This window comes from Enterobacter cloacae complex sp. CDL013 (assembly GCF_049238805.1).
Lineage (GTDB): Bacteria > Pseudomonadota > Gammaproteobacteria > Enterobacterales > Enterobacteriaceae > Enterobacter > Enterobacter hormaechei_C.
The window spans coordinates 428,544-448,410 of sequence record NZ_JBMKGT010000005.1 but is presented as its reverse complement, the minus strand read 5'-3'; the positions used below and the strand labels follow the sequence as shown (position 1 = coordinate 448,410).

Annotated in this window: 22 protein-coding genes; 15 read left to right on the top strand and 7 right to left on the bottom strand. The window is 56.3% G+C overall.

Annotated features, from left to right (window positions below; translation table 11 throughout):
- Positions 1-117 precede the first annotated feature (117 nt).
- Both mlc and ACOTXD_RS12855 read right to left on the bottom strand, forming a co-directional pair.
- Positions 118-1,338, bottom strand: coding sequence for a sugar metabolism global transcriptional regulator Mlc (mlc, locus tag ACOTXD_RS12860; RefSeq protein ID WP_003857451.1), 1,221 nt, complete (start codon positions 1,336-1,338; stop codon positions 118-120).
- A 121-nt stretch (positions 1,339-1,459) separates the two neighbouring features.
- Positions 1,460-2,365: a LysR family transcriptional regulator gene (locus ACOTXD_RS12855; RefSeq protein ID WP_015570629.1), complete on the bottom strand. Its 906-nt coding sequence runs from the start codon at positions 2,363-2,365 to the stop codon at positions 1,460-1,462.
- A gap of 121 nt (positions 2,366-2,486) precedes the next feature.
- On the opposite strand from ACOTXD_RS12855, the gene ACOTXD_RS12850 reads away from it, so the two are divergent.
- From ACOTXD_RS12850 to ACOTXD_RS12830, 5 genes are all read left to right on the top strand, one after another.
- Positions 2,487-3,740, top strand: a complete 1,254-nt coding sequence (locus ACOTXD_RS12850; RefSeq protein WP_058674981.1) for an MFS transporter — start codon at positions 2,487-2,489, stop codon at positions 3,738-3,740.
- A gap of 74 nt (positions 3,741-3,814) precedes the next feature.
- Positions 3,815-5,299 carry a carboxypeptidase M32 gene (locus ACOTXD_RS12845; protein WP_061856147.1) on the top strand — a complete coding sequence of 495 codons (1,485 nt, stop codon included), beginning with the start codon at positions 3,815-3,817 and terminating at the stop codon, positions 5,297-5,299.
- Positions 5,300-5,448: 149 nt separating this feature from the next.
- On the top strand, positions 5,449-5,754 hold the full coding sequence (asr, locus tag ACOTXD_RS12840) for an acid resistance repetitive basic protein Asr (protein ID WP_003857459.1): 306 nt from the start codon (positions 5,449-5,451) through the stop codon (positions 5,752-5,754).
- Positions 5,755-5,846: 92 nt separating this feature from the next.
- A complete protein-coding gene (locus tag ACOTXD_RS12835; protein ID WP_057979992.1) occupies positions 5,847-5,930 on the top strand; it encodes a hypothetical protein in 84 nt (27 codons plus the stop codon).
- Positions 5,931-6,033: 103 nt separating this feature from the next.
- A complete protein-coding gene (locus ACOTXD_RS12830) occupies positions 6,034-6,855 on the top strand; it encodes a trypsin-like serine peptidase (protein ID WP_003857461.1) in 822 nt (273 codons plus the stop codon).
- 5 nt (positions 6,856-6,860) lie between these two features.
- Here ACOTXD_RS12830 and mdtI read toward each other — a convergent pair whose 3' ends face one another.
- The 3 genes from mdtI to ACOTXD_RS12815 form a co-directional block, all read right to left on the bottom strand.
- Positions 6,861-7,190, bottom strand: coding sequence for a multidrug/spermidine efflux SMR transporter subunit MdtI (gene mdtI / locus ACOTXD_RS12825; RefSeq protein WP_003857463.1), 330 nt, complete (start codon positions 7,188-7,190; stop codon positions 6,861-6,863).
- Positions 7,177-7,539: a multidrug/spermidine efflux SMR transporter subunit MdtJ gene (mdtJ, locus tag ACOTXD_RS12820; RefSeq protein WP_003857465.1), complete on the bottom strand. Its 363-nt coding sequence runs from the start codon at positions 7,537-7,539 to the stop codon at positions 7,177-7,179. Before mdtJ ends, mdtI begins: the two co-directional genes overlap by 14 nt.
- Before the next feature lie 118 nt (positions 7,540-7,657).
- Complete coding sequence (locus tag ACOTXD_RS12815; RefSeq protein WP_421766422.1) at positions 7,658-7,828, bottom strand: hypothetical protein; 171 nt, start codon at positions 7,826-7,828, stop codon at positions 7,658-7,660.
- Positions 7,829-7,960: 132 nt separating this feature from the next.
- Here ACOTXD_RS12815 and ACOTXD_RS12810 point away from each other — a divergent pair, with 132 nt between their 5' ends.
- Positions 7,961-9,001 (top strand): AI-2E family transporter, encoded by a 1,041-nt coding sequence (locus ACOTXD_RS12810; RefSeq protein WP_003857467.1) that lies wholly within the window; start codon positions 7,961-7,963, stop codon positions 8,999-9,001.
- On the opposite strand, the gene ACOTXD_RS12805 is transcribed toward ACOTXD_RS12810, so the two are convergent.
- Both ACOTXD_RS12805 and ACOTXD_RS12800 read right to left on the bottom strand, forming a co-directional pair.
- On the bottom strand, positions 8,998-9,945 hold the full coding sequence (locus tag ACOTXD_RS12805; RefSeq protein WP_045337356.1) for a zinc-dependent alcohol dehydrogenase family protein: 948 nt from the start codon (positions 9,943-9,945) through the stop codon (positions 8,998-9,000). The two genes, ACOTXD_RS12810 and ACOTXD_RS12805, sit on opposite strands and share 4 nt — an antisense overlap.
- On the bottom strand, positions 9,938-10,972 hold the full coding sequence (locus ACOTXD_RS12800) for an LLM class flavin-dependent oxidoreductase (RefSeq protein WP_003857470.1): 1,035 nt from the start codon (positions 10,970-10,972) through the stop codon (positions 9,938-9,940). Before ACOTXD_RS12800 ends, ACOTXD_RS12805 begins: the two co-directional genes overlap by 8 nt.
- A gap of 207 nt (positions 10,973-11,179) precedes the next feature.
- On the opposite strand from ACOTXD_RS12800, the gene yajD reads away from it, so the two are divergent.
- The 9 genes from yajD to pqqF all read left to right on the top strand — a co-directional run bounded on the left by yajD (position 11,180) and on the right by pqqF (position 19,809).
- The gene (gene yajD / locus ACOTXD_RS12795; protein WP_003857471.1) at positions 11,180-11,527 is read left to right on the top strand and encodes an HNH nuclease YajD; all 348 of its coding nucleotides are present in this window, start codon (positions 11,180-11,182) and stop codon (positions 11,525-11,527) included.
- A gap of 259 nt (positions 11,528-11,786) precedes the next feature.
- Positions 11,787-13,052, top strand: a complete 1,266-nt coding sequence (locus tag ACOTXD_RS12790) for a Y-family DNA polymerase (protein WP_003857473.1) — start codon at positions 11,787-11,789, stop codon at positions 13,050-13,052.
- A gap of 104 nt (positions 13,053-13,156) precedes the next feature.
- Positions 13,157-14,176 (top strand): dipeptidase, encoded by a 1,020-nt coding sequence (locus ACOTXD_RS12785; RefSeq protein ID WP_003857474.1) that lies wholly within the window; start codon positions 13,157-13,159, stop codon positions 14,174-14,176.
- A 138-nt stretch (positions 14,177-14,314) separates the two neighbouring features.
- Positions 14,315-14,386: a pyrroloquinoline quinone precursor peptide PqqA gene (gene pqqA / locus ACOTXD_RS12780; RefSeq protein ID WP_002905689.1), complete on the top strand. Its 72-nt coding sequence runs from the start codon at positions 14,315-14,317 to the stop codon at positions 14,384-14,386.
- Between the two features lie 55 nt (positions 14,387-14,441).
- On the top strand, positions 14,442-15,359 hold the full coding sequence (gene pqqB / locus ACOTXD_RS12775; RefSeq protein ID WP_003857504.1) for a pyrroloquinoline quinone biosynthesis protein PqqB: 918 nt from the start codon (positions 14,442-14,444) through the stop codon (positions 15,357-15,359).
- Between the two features lie 2 nt (positions 15,360-15,361).
- On the top strand, positions 15,362-16,117 hold the full coding sequence (gene pqqC / locus ACOTXD_RS12770) for a pyrroloquinoline-quinone synthase PqqC (protein WP_003857506.1): 756 nt from the start codon (positions 15,362-15,364) through the stop codon (positions 16,115-16,117).
- A 2-nt stretch (positions 16,118-16,119) separates the two neighbouring features.
- A complete protein-coding gene (gene pqqD / locus ACOTXD_RS12765) occupies positions 16,120-16,398 on the top strand; it encodes a pyrroloquinoline quinone biosynthesis peptide chaperone PqqD (protein WP_022651047.1) in 279 nt (92 codons plus the stop codon).
- The gene (pqqE, locus tag ACOTXD_RS12760) at positions 16,385-17,527 is read left to right on the top strand and encodes a pyrroloquinoline quinone biosynthesis protein PqqE (protein WP_045347992.1); all 1,143 of its coding nucleotides are present in this window, start codon (positions 16,385-16,387) and stop codon (positions 17,525-17,527) included. Before pqqD ends, pqqE begins: the two co-directional genes overlap by 14 nt.
- A 5-nt stretch (positions 17,528-17,532) precedes the next feature.
- Positions 17,533-19,809, top strand: coding sequence for a pyrroloquinoline quinone biosynthesis protein PqqF (gene pqqF, locus ACOTXD_RS12755; protein ID WP_061856150.1), 2,277 nt, complete (start codon positions 17,533-17,535; stop codon positions 19,807-19,809).
- Positions 19,810-19,867 lie beyond the last annotated feature (58 nt).

The following is a 19,867-nucleotide window of genomic DNA, read 5'->3' as shown; positions in this document are numbered from 1 at the left end:
CTCTTGGGTATGCTTCAAAATATAAACCAGGTAAATAATTCAGTGGGGAAAGTCTACGGGATGCGTGCGCTACCGGGCTTGAGATAGCGCAATTTTTCGTACATCTCTGGAAAAGAGTTAGCCCTGTAGCAAACGAATCAGTAACGAGCCGTTGTACATCGCATCTTTTACCAGCGCGGCGCCGGCCATCGTGCCCTGGTTGGAAAATTGCGTACTTTCGACCACGATGTTTTTACTGTACGCGGGAAGCGCCTGCTGATTGATGCAGGCGGAAATCGCCGGAAAGAGGATATCCGCCGCCTGGCTGAGCGGGGAGCCGATCAGTATTTTTTGCGGGTTAAACAGGTTCACCATAATGGCCAGAATGCGCCCGACATTATTGCCCACGCCGGTAATAATGTCCTTCGCCAGCAGATCGCCCTGCCTTGCCGCTGCGCACAGTGCCTCGACGCTCAACGGTTGACCGTGCAGCGTGGAGCTCATCGACTGGCTGAGCCGCACTTGCGCCAGCTCCAGCACGCTTTCGACGCTGGCAATCGTCTCCAGACAGCCATGGTTACCGCAGTAGCAGCGTTTTCCGTACGGATCGACCTGCGTATGGCCGATCTCCACCAGGCTACTGCTGCCAGCATGCAACAGACGCCCGTCGGTGATCACACCAGCGCCAACGTTATGATCAATCACCACCTGAATTACGTCGCGCGCGCCCCGGGAGGCACCAAACAATGCCTCCGCCATCGTCCAGGCGCTGATATCATGCTGAATGTAGACCGGCACACCGGTGTGGTTTTCCAGCACGTCGCCCAGCGGCATCTCTTTGACGTTTTCATAAAACGGCATGCGGTGAACAATGCCATTTTCGGTATCAATAATTCCCGGCAGGGTGATCGCAATCGCCGTTAAACGTTCAAGACGCTGCTGGTGACGAATAAAGAACTGGTCGATGTGGGTCAGAATGGCATCGAGAAGTGGTTGCTCTGCATTAAGCGGGAGTTCCAGCCGGTCCTCCACCACCAGCTTGCTGCTGAGGTCGCGCAGCGCGAGGAAGATTTCCCCGCGGCTAATCCGCAGCGACAGGTAGTGCCAGGCTTCCGTTTCCACCACCAGCCCTACCGCCGGACGGCCACGGCTGCCCGGCTCCTGAATTTCTGTCTCCTGAACCAGATGGGCTTCCAGCATTTCGCGGACAATCTTGGTAATACTGGCGGGTGCCAGTTGTGCCAGGCGAGAAAGATCGATACGCGAAACCGGACCAAGCTGATCAATCAGGCGATAAACGGCACCCGCGTTGGTCTGCTTGATCTGATCGATATGCCCTGGCTGACTATCAGCAACCACCTCGTACTCCCTTATTTTCGAGCTTCGAAATAAACTGAGGGCTATGGTGAAGCACTTCAATGGCTGACGTCAAATTTTTACTTAGCCATGTGATTTACTGCACATTTTCGCCCACTTTTCCCTATAAATAATGCCCGCGAGAAGCGGTAATTAATTGTTCTTTGAAACGCTGTGCCGCATGGCTCTGTTCATGATGTTTAGACCACACCAGCCACATCTCTGAGACTGCATCCTGCTCGGCTATCTTCACCCAGCGCATTTCCGCCAGTTGTACCCGTTTAAATGAGGCCGGGAGAATCGATACGCCAAGCCCTGCGGCAACGAGACCAATGATCGTCATGGCTTCCCCCACCTCCTGCGCGATAGTCGGGACAAGGCCATATCGCCGCATCAAACCAAGAATATCGTCATACAACCCGGTACCCACCTGTGGGTCAAAAAAGACAAACGGCTCTTTCGCCAGTTCAGCCAGCGAGACGCTGTGCTGCGCGGCGAGCGGATGATCCCGGGGGATCATCGCCATCAGCGGTTCGCGGAGGATCACCTGCCACGCCAGGGTATCAGGCAACTGCGTGTTACGCATCAGCCCCAGGTCGAGCGATCCTTCGTTAAGCGGCGATATCTGCTCCCGGGTATTTATTTCGCGCGTCTGAATATGCACATCCGGAAAGTTACGGCGAAACGAGGATAGCGTTTGTGAAACAGCGCTGATAAAGGGGGCCGATGAGGTAAACCCGATGCGCAGCTCCCCCGTCTCCCCAAGATAAAGCCGTTCCGCTCTGGCGGCGGCGTCCTCCACCATACTCAGGATCTGCCGGCTATCGGCGAGAAACTGTTTTCCCGCCGCCGTCAGGCTCACGCTGCGGTTGGTTCGCGCCAGCAGACGCGCCCCGACCTGCTGCTCCAGGATCTGTATCTGCTGGCTTAGCGGTGGCTGAGAGATATTCAGCCTTGCCGCCGCACGACCAAAATGCAGCTCTTCGGCGACGGCGACAAAATAGCGTAGATGGCGCAGCTCGATATTCATATTTTTAAAGTATCATTTGAGATTATTAATATATTAGACAGAATATTTACATTTTCCTACCCTAATCTTGTGGTCATACCCGTCACCAGAAACCACGGGGATGTTTAAGCAAGGATTATGTGTGAGCCGTACAACGACCGTTGATATCGCGCCGGCCAGCGACATTGATGATTTACCCGCAGCACCGCAGCCGGTTCAGTTTATTAAACGTGGTACCCCCCAGTTTATGCGCGTCACGCTGGCGCTCTTCTCAGCGGGTCTCGCCACTTTCGCCCTGCTCTACTGCGTTCAGCCGATCCTGCCGGTCCTGTCGCATGAATTTGGCGTGTCGCCAGCCAGCAGCAGTATTTCGCTCTCCATTTCAACCGGGATGCTGGCGATCGGTCTGCTGTTCACCGGGCCACTTTCGGATGCCATCGGGCGTAAGCAGGTTATGGTAACGGCGTTAATGCTGGCCTCCGTGTGTACCTTGTTGTCCACCATGATGACCAGCTGGCACGGCATTCTGATCATGCGCGCGCTGATTGGGTTATCCCTGAGCGGCGTGGCGGCGGTCGGGATGACCTATCTCAGCGAGGAGATCCACCCGAGCTTCGTGGCCTTCTCCATGGGGCTGTATATTAGCGGGAACTCTATCGGCGGGATGAGCGGACGCCTGCTCAGCGGTGTGTTTACTGATTTCTTTAACTGGCGCATTGCGCTGGCCGTTATCGGCTGCTTCGCCCTCGCTTCGGCGCTGATGTTCTGGAAAATCCTGCCGGAATCGCGCCATTTCCGCCCGACCTCCCTGCGTCCGAAAACGTTATTTATCAACTTTCGCCTGCACTGGCGCGATCAAGGGCTGCCCCGTTTGTTCCTGACCGGTTTCCTGCTGATGGGCTCGTTCGTGACGCTGTTCAACTACATTGGCTATCGTCTGATGCTTTCACCGTGGCATCTTAGCCAGGCATTAGTGGGTTTGCTCTCTGTGGCATATCTCACCGGGACATGGAGTTCGCCAAAAGCGGGCGCCATGACCGCGCGCTTCGGCCGTGGTCCGGTGATGCTGGTAACCACCGCCGTGATGCTGTTCGGACTGCTGATGACGCTTTTCTCTTCCCTGTGGCTGATTTTTGCCGGAATGCTGCTCTTCTCTGCGGGCTTCTTTGCCGCGCATTCCGTTGCCAGCAGCTGGATTGGCCCACGCGCGCGCCGCGCTAAAGGTCAGGCTTCGTCACTGTATCTGTTCAGTTACTATCTTGGTTCCAGCATAGCCGGTACGCTCGGCGGGGTGTTCTGGCATAACTACGGCTGGAACGGCGTGGGCGGATTTATCGCGCTGATGCTGTGCGCGGCACTGCTGGTGGGCGCGAGCCTGCATAAACGACTGCATTAACATTCAGCCCTCTTCGTGTTTAAATCGAGCCGATGCTAATTTTTGTCATCGGCTGATTCAGACACGAGGACTTCATGAAAAACAATAACTATCAACAACTCACCCGCACCTTCCAGCGCCTCTCCCGCTTCTCTCACCTCTCCTCCATCGCCAGCTGGGACATGTTTACCATGATGCCGCCAGGCGGCAGCGCCGCGCGCGGTGAAGCGCTGGCGGAGATGAGCGTCCTGCAACATCAGATCCTGACCGATAAAAAAGTGGGTGAATGTCTGGCGGCGGCGGCAGACGAAGATCTGAACGACGTTGAGCTGGCCAACCTGCGTGAAATGACGCGCTACTACCAGCAGGCAACTTTACTGCCGGAATCGCTGGTGGAGGCCAAATCGCTGGCGGGCAGCAGGTGTGAACACGCGTGGCGCACTCAGCGTCCGGCCAACGACTGGCAGGGCTTTTCAGCCAACCTGAAAGAGGTGGTGAAACTCAGTCGTGAAGAAGCCCGCCTGCGCGCTGAGGCTAAAGGCTGCACGCCTTACGACGCGCTGCTGGATATCTTTGAACCCGACATGACCAGCGCTCGCCTGGATGTGCTGTTCGGCGATCTGAAGTCCTGGCTACCGGAGTTGCTGGCAAAGGTTGTGGAAAAACAGGCTCAACGATCGTTCGTTCCGCCACAGGGTCCCTTCCCGACCGCCACGCAGCGCGAGCTGGGCCTGGAAGCGATGAAAATGCTTGGCTTCGATTTTAACGGCGGTCGTCTGGACGTTAGCGCCCACCCGTTCTGCGGCGGCGTGCCGGAAGATGTGCGTATCACCACGCGTTACGATGAAGATGAACTGCTCAGCGCGCTTTTCGGCGTGATCCACGAAACCGGACATGCCCGCTACGAGCAAAACCTTCCGCGAGCATGGGCCGGTCAGCCCGTTGCGCTGGCGCGCTCTACGGCGATCCATGAATCCCAGAGCTTGTTCTTTGAAATGCAGCTAGGCCGCAGCGACGCTTTCCTGAAGCATCTGCTTCCGGCGGTTCATGCCCGTTTCGGCAGCCAGGCGGCATTCAGCGAAGAGAATTTCATTGCCTGGAACCAGCGCGTGAAGCCGGGCTACATCCGCGTTGATGCGGATGAAGTGAGCTATCCGGCGCATGTGGTGCTGCGCTATGAGATCGAGCGCGCGCTAATCAATGGCGAAATTGAAGTCGATGATATTCCCGCGTTATGGGATGAGAAAATGCAGGCCTGGCTTGGGTTATCCACCAAAGATAACTATCGCAACGGCTGTATGCAGGATATCCACTGGACCGACGGCGGTTTTGGCTACTTCCCGTCTTACACGCTGGGGGCAATGTATGCGGCACAGCTGTTCCATGCCGCCAAAACTGCGCTGCCCGGGTTGCAGATATCCATTGCCGGGGGCGATTTCTCAGCACTGTTTGACTGGCTGCGTCAGAATATCTGGCAGCACGGCAGCCGTTTCAGCACATCGCAGCTCATCACCCAGGCCACGGGCGAAGACCTGAATATCCGCTACTTCCGCGAACACCTGACGTCCCGCTATCTGTAACCGAACGCGCCGGGGGTCCACCCCGGCGTTGTACATACGGTTACACGCCGATACCAATCACTCACGGAAACCCCGAATTTACAGGGATATAGTTATTTCAACGGCCCCGCAGTGGGGTTAAATGAAAAACCAAATTCGAGGGTATGAAAATGAAAAAAGTATTAGCTCTGGTTGTTGCCGCTGCTATGGGTCTGTCTTCCGCTGCATTCGCGGCTGAAACTACCGCCACCGCAGCGCCTGCGGCTTCCACCGCTGCTCCGGCCAAAACGGTTCACCATAAAAAACATCACAAAGCGGCTAAACCAGCGGCAGAACAGAAAGCGCAGGCCGCTAAAAAGCACCACAAAAAAGCGGCTAAACCAGCGGTAGAGCAGAAAGCACAGGCGGCTAAAAAGCATCACAAAAAAGCAGCAAAACACGAAGCGGCTAAACCTGCTGCACAGCCAGCAGCGTAAGAGTACAAGCTTAACCGTGCCCTTCGGGGCACGTTGGTAAACCGGCGCTGAACGGGTTTGCGGTCAGCGCCGTTTTTTTATCCGGAGGGCGTATGCTGCGGCGCTATCGGTTTGAGTTCATTCTTATCCTGCTAATTTTATGCGCGCTCATCGCCAGCCACTTTTATCTTTCCTGAATGTAGCACGCTGATTTTACTCCCACTTTCTCGCCGTCGCGTCTATAGTATTTTTATAGGGATCACTTTTAATAATCATAATTACCCCCCACCAGAGTGTGATATGCGTAAATCTGTTGTGTTGTTACTGGGAACGTTTAGCCTTTTTGCTGGCTTTTCACATGCGGATGATGGCGACGATGACGCCATTAGCGCCAAAGAGGTAAAGACGCTGTTTTTTGGTCATGACGATCGTACGCGTGTCACCGATCCTACCGAATCGCCCTGGGATGCCATCGGGCAACTGGAAACCGCCAGCGGCAATTTATGTACTGCAACCCTCATTACGCCACGCCTTGCGCTGACGGCGGGTCATTGCCTGTTAATGCCGCCTGAAGGCAAACCGGATAAAGCGATCGCCCTGCGCTTTGTGTCGCAAAAAGGAATATGGCGCTACGAAATTCACGGTATTGAGGGGCGGGTGGATCCGTCGCTTGGCAAACGCCTGAAACCGGATGGTGATGGCTGGATTGTGCCGCCCGGGGCGGCCTCCTGGGATTTCGGGCTGATCGTTTTACGTTATCCGCCGTCCGGGATCACCCCGCTGCCGCTCTTTGATGGCGATAAAGCCGCGCTCACCGCCGCCCTGAAAGCCGCCGATCGAAAAGTAACGCAGTCAGGCTACCCTGTTGATCACCTCGATTCGCTGTACACCCATACGGACTGCGTGGTGACGGGTTGGGCGCAAAACAGCGTGCTGTCGCATCAGTGCGATACGCTACCGGGTGATAGCGGATCGCCGCTGATGTTAAAAACCGATAACGGCTGGCAGCTGATTGGCGTTCAAAGTTCTGCGCCAGCGGCGAAAGACCGCTGGCGCGCCGATAACCGGGCGTTGTCGGTGACCGGTTTTCGCGACCGGCTGGAAGCCCTGGCGCAGCAGTAGGTCACTCAGGCCAGTTTAATCATGATCATGCCGGCGAGCAGTAATACCAGCCCTATCCAGCCTTTATTGTTTAAACGCTGCCCGAACATAATCCAGCCTGCCGCCAGGGTGGCGGCAATACCGAAGCCACCCCACAGCGCATAGGCCACGGACAGATCGATGCCTTTCACCGCCTGCGACAGGGCGCTAAACGCCCCCAGAACCGCGGCAATCGATAACAGGCCGTAGGCTTTGCGACGAAAACCGTCGGAGAACTTCAGAAAGACGTTCGCAATAATTTCCAGAACGATGGCGAAAGCCAGCCAGGCCGCGTGGATCCATTCAAACTGCTGCATGGGTCTGCTCCTTCTGCTGTTTTGCCGGTTTGCGTGTACCCGATTTAATCAGCACGATACCCGCGACCAGGGTCGTCAGCCCGGCAATTTTCATTGTCGTCAGGGTTTCATCAAATAACATGACGCTAAACAGCGTAATCAATAAAATACCAACACCTTCCCACAATGCGTATGCCACGCCCAGCGCGATTTTTTTAACCGCGAAAGAGAGGAAAATATAGGAAAGCGTAATCATGACCAGCATCAAAATAAAACCGGTGCTGCCATCACTCACGCTCGCCCATTTCATCGACAAGGTGCCGGTAATTTCAGCGACGATCGCCAGAGCTAATAAAATCCAGTAAAACATGTTTTTTCTCCTGCTTAAGAATATAATCCATCGAGGCTCACTGCGGACAGCAAACCAAAAAATTGGGAATTAAATCAGTTAGCTAAGCGCATAGCGCCAGCTCAGGCAGAAGACGTGACTATAGGGCGGAACGCCAGTGTTGCTCACCAGAAAGCAGGCAGAGGGAGGTTGAAAACAGAGCAGAGTTGTTCGTAAAATACGTCCTGAACAAATTGTCCATAAAATTACAATTATCCGCGGTGTTGCTTCTCGTCTTTGCGGATGAAAATTGTCCTCGGTAGTTGAACACGCCTGATTTGTATCATAAGCCAGGAATTTACTCAAAGCCTTTTCATTTCTTTACCCAGTCTGTTTGATTTTGGTTAGTTTTTTTAATCCGCTTTCCCCTCTATTATAAATAAAAAACTGTTCAGGAACGTCCATGGCCAAACCTATTATCACCCTCAACGGGCTTAAGATCGTCATCATGCTGGGCATGCTGGTGATCATTCTGACCGGCGTTCGTTTTGCGGCCGATATCATCGTGCCTTTTATCCTGGCGCTTTTTATCGCGGTGATCCTCAATCCACTGGTGCAGCGAATGGTGCGTCTGCGCATCCCGCGTGTGCTGGCGATAAGCCTGCTTATCAGTATTATTATCGTTGCGATGGTGCTGTTAGTCGCCTATCTGGGAACCTCCCTGAACGAGCTGGCGCGGACGCTACCGACATACCGCTCTTCCCTGGCGACCCCGCTGCTGCAAATTGAACCCTGGCTGCAACGCGCGGGTATCGAAGTCTCGGTTGAGGAACTGCTTAAATACATCGATCCGAATGCCGCCATGACGATTGTCACCAGCCTGCTGGCACAACTCTCCAACGCCATGACCTCAATTTTCCTGCTGTTCCTGACGGTTGTGTTTATGCTGCTGGAAGTTCCACAGCTGCCTGCAAAGCTCCAGCACATCATGGTGCGTCCGGTAGAGGGAATGGGCGCCATTCAGCGCGCGCTCGACAGCGTTTCACGCTATCTGGTGCTGAAAACGGCCATCAGCCTGGTGACGGGATTAGTGGTCTGGGGGATGCTCGCCGCGCTGGATGTGCGTTTTGCCTTCGTCTGGGGGCTGCTGGCCTTTGCGCTCAACTATATTCCTAACATCGGCTCCGTGCTGGCGGCGATCCCCCCTATCCTTCAGGTGCTGGTTTTCAGCGGTTTGTATGATGCCCTGATTCTGCTGGCAGGCTATCTGGTGATTAACCTTGTCTTCGGGAACATTCTTGAACCACGGATAATGGGGCGCGGGCTGGGGCTTTCAACCCTTGTAGTGTTCCTGTCCCTGATTTTCTGGGGCTGGCTGCTCGGGCCTGTCGGCATGCTGCTCTCCGTTCCGCTGACAATTATTGTCAAAATTGGCCTCGAGCAGACCGCCGGTGGACAAAGTATCGCTGTACTGCTGAGCGACATGAGCCATAAGGCCGATTAATTGTCCATCGACAGCATGGGCTTGCCCGTTCTTCCCGCTTCGCGATAGTTGCCTACTGCCCGCTGCCATTCCGACAGCGGGTAGAGGGTGACATCGCTGCACTGACTGGCGCGCAGTTTAGGCCAGATGCGCCGAAACTCCGCCTGCCACGCCTCAGCGCTCAGCGCGTCCAGATAGTTACGAATGTGAAACCACGCCACGCGCGGCAACGGCCGCTGCTGCCGGAAGGTCTGCCCGGAGAGCAGCCCGTAGCAGACAAAGGTGCCGGTTTCGGGCATCACGCTCAGGATCGTCTCCGCCAGGCTGCCGCCCGTGGCGTCGTACACCACGTCTGCGCGCGCGGCGGCAGCGTTGACGGCGGCCATATCGTGTTGCGCAATCGGGACGATCCCCTTTTCAGCCAGACGTTGAGCGTGCACGGGCGAGCGATGGATCCCGTAAACCGCCTCTGCACCCGCCTGGCGTGCCCATTGCCCGAGCAGAACGGCGCAGTCAGAACCGGCAGCGGTGAGCAGCACCGTTTTCCCGACCGGAGGATAGCGGTCCAGCATCATCTGTGCGGCAAGCGGATTGATATACGCCCGCGCGGCAAGAAGCGAGTCGACGTCGTCCGGGACGGGAACCGCATACGCCGCCGGGCAGTCGACATAGCGCTGCCAGGTTCCCTGCCCCCGTAACGGCAGGACCCGCTTGCCCAGCAGCGCCGGATAAGCGGCGGGCGTTTCGGTCACTATTCCGACCCCTTCATAACCGGCTATCGCAGGCAGCGGCGTGCGATGGCGATATGCCCCGGTGATGGGGATGAGATCGGAGGCGTTCACCGGAGAAAAAAGCATGCGCACACGTATCTCTCCCGGCTGTCGCGGGGACAATGGTGTGGTTTCCGCTTGCAGTACCGATTCAGGCTCACCAAACCGGCGATACCAGAGGGCCAGATTACGCATTGCGATCGCGCCATCCCATTTCCGGTGCGACATGTTTCAGGATGGACTCGATCACATGTGCGTTGTATTCCACGCCCAGCTGATTCGGCACGGTAAGCAACAGCGTATCCGCTTCCGCGATCGCTTCATCCTTTTTCAACTGTTCAATCAGCTTGTCTGGCTCTGCGGCATAGCTGCGTCCGAAAATGGCCCGCGTTTTCTCATCCAGATAACCCACGCTGTCGCTCTCATTGCGGCTTGAACCGAAATACATCCGGTCGCGTTCGTCCATCAGGGCAAAAATACTGCGGCTGACCGAAACGCGTGGCTGACGGGTATGCCCTGCCTCAGCCCAGGCCTGTCGGTAGGCACGGATCTGTTTTGCCTGCTGAATATGGAACGGCTCGCCGGTTTCATCATCTTTCAGCGTTGAGCTTTGCAGGTTCATCCCCAGTTTTGCCGCCCATACTGCCGTTGCATTAGAGCCAGCCCCCCACCAGATACGATCGCGTAAGCCTTCTGAATGCGGCTCCAGACGCAACAATCCCGGCGGGTTTGGGAACATCGGCTGTGGGTTAGGCTTCGCAAACCCTTCACCGCGTAATACATCAAGCAGTACCTCAGTGTGGCGGCGCGCCATATCAGATTCGGTTTCCCCTTCCTGCGGCACGTAACCAAAATAACGCCAGCCATCAATCACCTGCTCCGGGGAACCCCGGCTGATACCAAGCTGTAATCGCCCGCCGGAGATGAGGTCTGCCGCGCCAGCATCTTCCGCCATATACAGCGGATTTTCATACCGCATGTCGATCACGCCCGTCCCGATTTCGATACGTTTGGTTTTCGCGCCTATTGCCGCCAGCAAGGGGAATGGCGAACTGAGCTGGCGGGCAAAGTGGTGCACACGGAAATAAGCCCCGTCCGCGCCCAGCTCTTCAGCTGCGACCGCCAGATCGATGGACTGTAGCAGCGTGTCAGCCGCGGTTCGCGTGCCGGACTGGGGTGACGGCGTCCAGTGACCAAACGACAAAAATCCAATCTTTTTCATAGTGGAGTATCCTGATAAAGCATTGCGTTATCCCTACTCTACGCATTAACGGATGAGAATAAATGGTGATTATTTAACGGAATGCTTCAAATAAACTGACAGAAATACGCAAATCGCAGGCTGCCTTCCCTCAGAGGAGGCATTCTCCTGACATCTCATAATGGGATATAGTGTGAACTATTCTCTTTTTAACAGGTAACATCAGCAATGGCTCTGATCCCCAAAAACTACGCACGGCTGGAAAGCGGCTACCGTGAAAAAGCGCTAAAAATCTACCCCTGGGTTTGTGGACGCTGCTCGCGTGAGTTTGTTTATTCAAATCTTCGTGAACTCACGGTTCACCATATCGACCACGATCACACCAATAACCCGGAAGATGGCAGTAACTGGGAGCTGTTGTGCCTGTTTTGTCACGATCACGAGCACTCAAAGTACACCGAAGCGGATCAGTATGGCACCACCGTTGTCGCGGGTGAGGATGCGCAAAAAGACGTGGGTGTCGCCACGTTTAACCCCTTTGCCGATCTCAAGGCGATGATGGACAAGAAGAAGTAATATCGACGGCTTCACTGCCCATACCTGCCGTATGGGCACTTATATTCCTTAAACATTTCATTAAATACCCTTTCCGCCAGATTTGCCTCGCCGCCATTCTGGACATAACCCTCGCCCTCCTGCACCCGTACGACGTCACTCCTCGTTCCCCCTTGATCTTTGCTATCAATATACAATACTGTATATAAATACAGTATTTATTAACGGTGATCATAATGCAGTTTTTCACCCCACCTGGCGATACCAGAGCGAGCTGACCATGTTTGCACTGTGTGATGTGAACGCTTTCTATGCTTCCTGTGAAACGGTTTTTCGCCCGGACCTGAAGGGACGACCGGTGGTCGTGTTGTCCAATAACGATGGGTGCGTCATCTCTCGCTCCGCTGAAGCCAAACCCTTTGTGAAAATGGGTGAACCGTACTTCAAACAGAAAGATCGCTTCAGGCATCATGGCGTGGTTTGTTTCAGCAGTAATTATGAACTTTACGCGGATATGTCCAACCGGGTAATGAACACGCTTGAAGAGATGTCGCCTCGTAGCGAAATATACTCCATTGATGAGATCTTTTGCGATCTTACCGGGGTGCGTAATTGTCGCGATCTTTCCGATTTTGGGCATGAAATGAGAGCGACCGTACTGCAACGCACCCATCTGACCGTCGGGGTGGGCATCGCACCCACAAAGACGCTGGCGAAACTGGCAAATCACGCGGCAAAACGCTGGCAGCGCCAGACGGGAGGCGTTGTTGATTTATCCAATGTGGATCGTCAGAGAAAGCTGATGGCGGCGCTACCCGTCGAAGACGTTTGGGGGGTAGGACGTCGCATAGCGAAGAAGCTTGAGATGATGGGGATTAAGACCGTCCTGCAACTGGCAGACACCGATATCCGGTTCATAAGAAAACATTTCAATGTCGTGCTGGAGAGAACGGTGCGTGAATTACGGGGCGAACCGTGTCTTGAACTGGAAGAGTTTGCCCCGGTAAAGCAAGAAATCGTCTGTTCGCGCTCGTTTGGCGAACGCATCACCGAATATGACGATGTACGCCAGGCCATCTGTAGTTATGCCGCCCGGGCAGCAGAAAAACTTCGCAATGAGCATCAGCATTGCCGCTTTATCTCCGTATTTGTTAAAACCTCGCCCTTCGCGCTTAACGAGCCATATTATGGCAATAGCGCGTCGGTAAAACTGCTCACCCCAACCCAGGATAGCCGGGATATTATCGGCGCATCAGTTCGTTGTCTGGATGCGGTCTGGAAGAACGGCCATCGGTACCAGAAAGCCGGAGTGATGCTGGGAGATTTTTATAGCCAGGGCGTCGCGCAACTTAATCTGTTTGACGACAACGCCCCCAGGAAAAACAGCCAAAAGTTAATGGATGTATTAGACCATCTGAATGCTGAAAATGGCCGTGGCACGCTTTACTTCGCGGGACAGGGTATTCAGCAGCCGTGGCAGATGAAACGGGAAATGCTTTCACCCCGCTACACAACCCGCTTTGCGGATCTCCTCACTGTTAAGTGATATTAACAATTGCTGCTAAGTTGTAAATTTCTCCTTGCCGGACCGGACAAATCGGTTATCGTGCCAGGCAACTTTCACAGCAATAAAAGACAGTGGGATGCGCTATGGCGATTTTTGATGGTCACAATGACCTGTTGCTTAATTTATGGCTTCACCATCGCCAGGATCCGGTAACGGCCTTCTTCTCCGGCATTGAAAACGGACACCTCGATTATCCGCGCATGCAGCAAGGCGGATTTTCCGGCGGGCTGTTCGCGCTGTTCGTGCCGCCGCAGGAGTATATCGCCCGCATGGCGCCACAATACGCCTGCGAGCCGTGGCAGCCGGTCGACATTCTCTGGCAGCAGCTGACGATCCTTAAGCAGCTTGTCGCCCACTCCGACGGCCGGGCGCGATTGTGCCTGAGCGCGGCGGATATCGAACGCTGCCGTCAGGATAAGGTGCTGGCGATGGTAGCGCATATTGAGGGCGCGGGCGGTTTTGACGGCGAGGGAGGCGATCTACAGGCTTTCTATGCCGCCGGGGTGCGTAGCATTGGGCCTTTCTGGAACATTGCTAACCGTTTTGGCACCGGCGTTAACGGGGCGTTTCCCGGCAGCCCGGACAGCGGCCCAGGGCTTACCGCAGAGGGTATCGCCCTCATTAAGCACGCTAACGCCCTGAACATGCTGATTGACGTTTCGCATATGAATGAAAAGGCGTTCTGGGATACCGCTCGTCATTCCTCATCACCGCTGGTCGCCACCCACTCCAACGCCCATACGCTGTGCCCGCAACCGCGCAATCTGACCGATCGGCAGCTGCTGGCTATCCGCGACAGCGGCGGCGTGGCTGGCGTCAATTTCGGCAACGCGTTTCTGCGCGCCGACGGTAAACGCGATAGCGATACCCCGCTGAGCACGATTGTTCGCCATATCGACTATCTTATTAACATCATGGGTGACGATCATGTCGCGCTGGGCTCCGATTTTGACGGCATTACGTTGCCTGATGATTTACACGATGTGAGTGGTTTACCACGGCTAATCAGCGCGTTGCGTGACAGCGGCTATGATCAATTTGTGCTGAATAAGCTGCTGTGGGGTAACTGGCAAAAGGTATTGCAAAATGTTTGGCAACAATAGGTTACGTTGTAAACATTAAGTTAATTCCTTACATCTTTCGGGTTGAGCTTTGCCCTCCTGTGACGCATTATTTGATGACCATCACAAAACTGGCACAAACAATGGCGTTGGTGCTGCATTTTTAAAGAGGAAAAAACGATGTGGAAGAAACCTGCTTTTATTGATTTACGTCTTGGCCTGGAAGTGACCCTGTACATTTCCAACCGCTAATCGCTCTGCCCGCCATCCGTGCGGGCATTTTTGTTTGACTACCTGGCCCATCTTCATGTTTATAAAAGTCCTCGGTTCCGCCGCTGGCGGTGGTTTCCCCCAGTGGAACTGTAACTGCGCCAACTGTCAGGGTTTGCGCGACGGTACCCTTCAGGCGACCCCTCGCACCCAGTCGTCGATCATCGTCAGCGATAACGGCAAAGAGTGGGTGCTGTGTAACGCCTCCCCCGATATCAGCCAGCAGATTGCCCATACGCCAGAACTGAATAAGAAAGAGGTTCTGCGCGGCACGCATATTGGCGGCATTATTCTCACCGATAGCCAGATTGACCACACCACCGGGCTGCTCAGCCTGCGCGAGGGGTGCCCACATCAGGTATGGTGTACGCCGGAGGTGCATGAAGATCTTTCCAGCGGATTCCCGATTTTTACCATGCTCCGGCACTGGAACGGTGGCCTGATTCACCACCCGATCGCGCCGCTCACCGCCTTTAGCGTGGAAGCCTGCCCTGATTTGCAGTTTACCGCTGTCCCCATCGCCAGTAACGCACCGCCCTATTCGCCGTGGCGCGACCGCCCGCTGCCGGGGCATAACGTGGCGCTGTTTATCGAAAACCGCCGCAACGGTCAGACGCTGTTCTACGCACCGGGTCTCGGTGAACCCGATGACGCTATCCTGCCGTGGCTCAAAAAGGCGGACTGTCTGCTGATTGACGGCACCGTCTGGCAGGACGATGAACTCCAGGCCACCGGCGTCGGGCGCAATACCGGCCGCGACATGGGCCATCTGGCGCTCGGCGATGAACACGGCATGATGGCGCTGCTGGCCTCGCTGCCGGCAAAGCGCAAGATTCTGATCCACATTAATAACACCAACCCGATCCTTAACGAGCAGTCGCCGCAGCGTCACGCCCTTGCGCAGCAGGGAATAGAAGTGAGCTGGGACGGGATGAACATCACGCTTCAGGACTAACTATGCACATTCGCGAAACGCTCTCGCCGCAAGAGTTTGAGCACGCCCTTCGGGCGAAAGGCGCCTACTATCATATTCACCATCCGTACCATATCGCGATGCATAACGGCGAGGCCAGCCGCGAGCAGATCCAGGGCTGGGTGGCGAACCGGTTTTACTACCAGACGACGATCCCACTGAAAGACGCGGCAATTATGGCGAACTGCCCGGATCCGCACACGCGTCGCAAATGGGTGCAGCGGATCCTCGATCACGACGGCAGCAACGGTCATGACGGCGGTATCGAAGCCTGGCTACAGCTGGGCGAAGCCGTGGGGCTCAGCCGCGAGGACTTAATCAGCGAACGCCACGTGCTGCCCGGCGTCCGTTTCGCCGTCGACGCTTACGTTAACTTCGCCCGCCGCGCCAACTGGCAGGAGGCTGCATGCAGTTCGCTCACCGAACTGTTCGCCCCGCAAATCCATCAGTCGCGTCTCGACAGCTGGCCACAGCACTACCCGTGGATCAAAGAGGAAGGCTATTTTTATTTCCGCAGCCGCCTCAGCCAGGCCAGCCGCGACGTTGAACATGGTCTGGAGCTGGCGAAGCGTTATTGCGATAGCGCGGAAAAGCAGAATCGGATGCTGGAGATCCTTCAGTTCAAACTCGATATCCTGTGGTCGATGCTCGACGCGATGACCATGGCCTACGCGCTACAGCGTCCGCCTTATCACACGGTCACCGACAAAGCGGCCTGGCACACAACCCGACTGGTATAAGCATGCAAAAAAACTCCATCGTCGCCTTTCGTCGCGGCTATCGCCTGCAATGGGAAGCCGCTCAGGACAGCCATGTCATCCTCTATCCGGAAGGCATGGCTAAACTCAATGAGACCGCCGCCGCGATCCTCGAACTGGTCGATGGCCAACGCGACGCGGCGGCCATCATTGCCATACTCAACGAACGGTTCCCGGAAGCCGGCGGCGTGGATGACGACGTCGTAGAATTCCTGCAAATCGCTTATCAACAGAAGTGGGTTATTTTCCGTGAGCCAGAATAAACCTGCCGTCAATCCACCGCTGTGGCTGCTGGCGGAGCTGACCTATCGCTGTCCGCTACAGTGTCCTTACTGCTCTAACCCGCTGGACTTCGCCCGGCAGGATCAGGAGCTGACCACTGAACAGTGGATTGAGGTTTTCCGCCAGGCGCGGGCGATGGGCAGCGTGCAGATAGGTTTTTCCGGCGGCGAACCGTTGACGCGTAAGGATCTGCCGGAGCTGATCCGCGCCGCCCGCGATCTCGGTTTTTATACCAACCTGATCACCTCGGGAATTGGCCTGACGGAAAGCAAGCTCGACGCATTCAGCGAGGCCGGTCTGGACCATATCCAGATTAGCTTCCAGGCCAGCGATGAAGTGCTCAACGCTGCGCTGGCGGGGAATAAAAAAGCCTTCCAGCAGAAGCTGGCGATGGCCAAAGCGGTTAAAGCGCGCGATTACCCGATGGTGCTGAATTTCGTCCTGCACCGGCATAATATCGATCAGATCGATAAAATCATCGAACTGTGCATCGAGCTGGACGCCGACGACGTAGAACTTGCCACCTGCCAGTTCTACGGTTGGGCGTTCCTTAATCGTCAGGGGCTTCTGCCGACGCGGGAACAGATTGCCCGCGCGGAACGCGTGGTTGCCGAATATCGGCAAAAAATGGCCGCCAGCGGCAATCTGACCAACCTGCTGTTCGTCACCCCCGATTATTACGAAGAGCGGCCAAAAGGCTGTATGGGCGGCTGGGGGGCGATTTTCCTCAGCGTGACCCCGGAAGGCACGGCGCTGCCCTGCCACAGCGCGCGCCAGCTGCCGGTGGATTTCCCGTCGGTGCTTGAGCAGAGTCTGGAATCCATCTGGTATGACTCTTTCGGCTTCAACCGCTATCGCGGGTTTGACTGGATGCCGGAGCCGTGCCGCTCCTGCGATGAAAAAGAGAAAGACTTCGGCGGCTGCCGCTGCCAGGCCTTTATGCTCACCGGGAATGCGGATAACGCCGATCCGGTGTGCAGCAAATCGCCGCATCATCATAAAATCCTCGAGGCGCGACGCGAAGCAGCCTGTAGTGATATGAAGATCGGTCAGCTTCAGTTTCGCAACCGAACCCGTTCTCAGCTTATCTATAAAACCCGGGAACTGTAACGATAATGACCATCCGCATCGTGGAACTGGCAGGCGGTTTACGCGCAACGCTGGTGCATCAGCCGCAGGCGACACGCGCGGCGGCGCTGGCGCGCGTGAGTGCCGGAAGCCATCACGAGCCACCACGCTTCGCCGGTCTTGCGCATTTGCTTGAGCACCTGCTGTTCCGCGGTAGCGAGCGCTATCGGGGCGATGATCGACTCATGGCCTGGGTCCAGCGCCAGGGCGGCAACGTCAATGCCACCACGCTGGCTCGCCACAGCGCTTTTTTCTTCGACGTTGCCGCCGATAACCTGTCCGACGGCGTCGCGCGACTGCGGGATATGTTGCAGGCGCCACTGCTTTCCCGGCAGGACATCCAGCGCGAAGTGGCGGTCATTGATGCGGAAAACCGGCTTATCCAGCAGCATGATCCCGCCCGGCGCGAAGCCGCGGCGCGCCACGCGATGGAACAACCGGAGGTTTTTCGCCGTTTTCAGGTGGGTAGCCATGATTCTCTGGGGCAAGACACGGGATCGCTGCACGCCGCGTTGCGCGGATTTCATCGCCGCTATTATGGGGCCAGACACCTGCAATTGTGGCTACAGGGACCGCAAACGCTGGATGCGTTAGCCGAGCTTGCCCATACGTTTGCGACAGGTTTTGCTTCAGGTGGCGTGCCTGAAGCCGCCCCCCCGTTACGCCTTAGCGCTGAAGCAGATTATCAGCTGGCAGTGACGGAGCGACCCGCGCTGTGGCGCTGTCCGTTGCTCCGAAAAAGTGACAACGTCACCTTGCTTCGGGAATTTTTGCTGGACGAGGCCCCCGGAAGCCTGATTGACGGGCTGCGGGCGCGCGGGCTGGCAGAAGAGGTATCGCTGGACTGGCTTTATCAGGATGACGATTACGGCTGGCTGGCGCTAACGCTTGACGGCGAACGGCCCGAGGCCATAGACGCGCAAATCACGCGCTGGCTGCGGGCCCTACAGCAAACGACACAAGAGCAACAGCGGCATTATTATCGGCTGGCACAGCAGCGCTTTAGCGCCCTGTCGGCCCTTGACCAGCTTCGCCAGCGGGCGTTTGGTTTTGCGCCCGGCGCGGCGCCGGTTGATTTTTCCGCCTTCTGTGCCGACTTACTGGCGGCGCCCACCTCATATCTGGCCTGCAAAAAAATGGAAGCCGCCGGGACAATTTCCAGCCAGGGATTTGCCCTGCCGCTTAGCCACTGGCGTCGCCAACCGGTTGCGGATGAGAGCCCCATCGCGTTTTCCTTCTACCCGCAGGCTGCCCAATATTCTGCCCCAGCCCTGACGCCAGAAGCCGTTCCGCTGCTGCATTTACCGGCGCAGGCACAACCGCCGACGTTGATCCTCCGCAAGCCTTTTTATTCGCGCGTAAGCGAGTCACAGGGGGTGGCGATCGGCAAACAATTACGCCCTCTTCTGGCTGAAATGCGCCATATCGGCGGCAGCGGCGAGTGGCAAACGGTTGACGGTAGCTGGCAGCTAACCCTGCGGCTTCCTGACGCCGTGGTGATGGCGGAACCCATCATCGGGGCGATAATCGATCGCCTCTCCCGCCCCACACCGGCTATTACGCCTGCGCCAGATGGCATTGCGATCCGTCAGTTGCTTAAGCAATTGCCTGAACGACTGGCATCGGAACCGTCACGGAATGGCTGGCTGGCGGCGTTAGCTGGCGGCAGCGCCGGACACGCGCACGGGTTAGCCCGGCAGCTTGGCCTGCTCCGGGCGCCGGTTAACGCTAAGCCGTTGCCGTTAAGCGATTGTCCCGGCGGGGTCGAACACATTCCGCACGCCAGCGCGGATTCGGCGCTGCTGGTGTTTATTCCCCTGCCGCCGGGTGCGTCGCTCGCCGCGCTGCGGCTGCTGGCGTTATGCTGCGAACCGCGATTTTTCCAGCGCCTGCGCGTGGAACAGCAGATTGGCTACGTGGTCAGCTGTCGTTATCAGCGTATTGCCGATCGCGATGGCCTGCTGCTGGCGTTACAGTCGCCTGATCGTTCTCCCGTGAACCTGTTGGGTTGCTGCAAACCATTTTTGCGAGAGCTGACGCTGTGCGATGAATCCGAGTTCAGCCTATTGCGACAGCAGCTGGCGACGCAGATCCGCTCACCGATGGATGCCAGCGCCACGGCAGTGGCCGCCCTGCGCCAGCGCTATGGTTTGCCGGTGTTAACGCCGCAGGCTATTGATGCCCTGCAACCTGACGAGATAGTCGCGCTATGGCGCGAGATGACTCGCCGTCGCCGACGCTGGCGGGTGCTTTTCACGGGCTGACCGGAACCGCAGCTTTCTTCCTGTGCGTGGTTTTTAGTCAAAAAAAAGCCCCGTACTA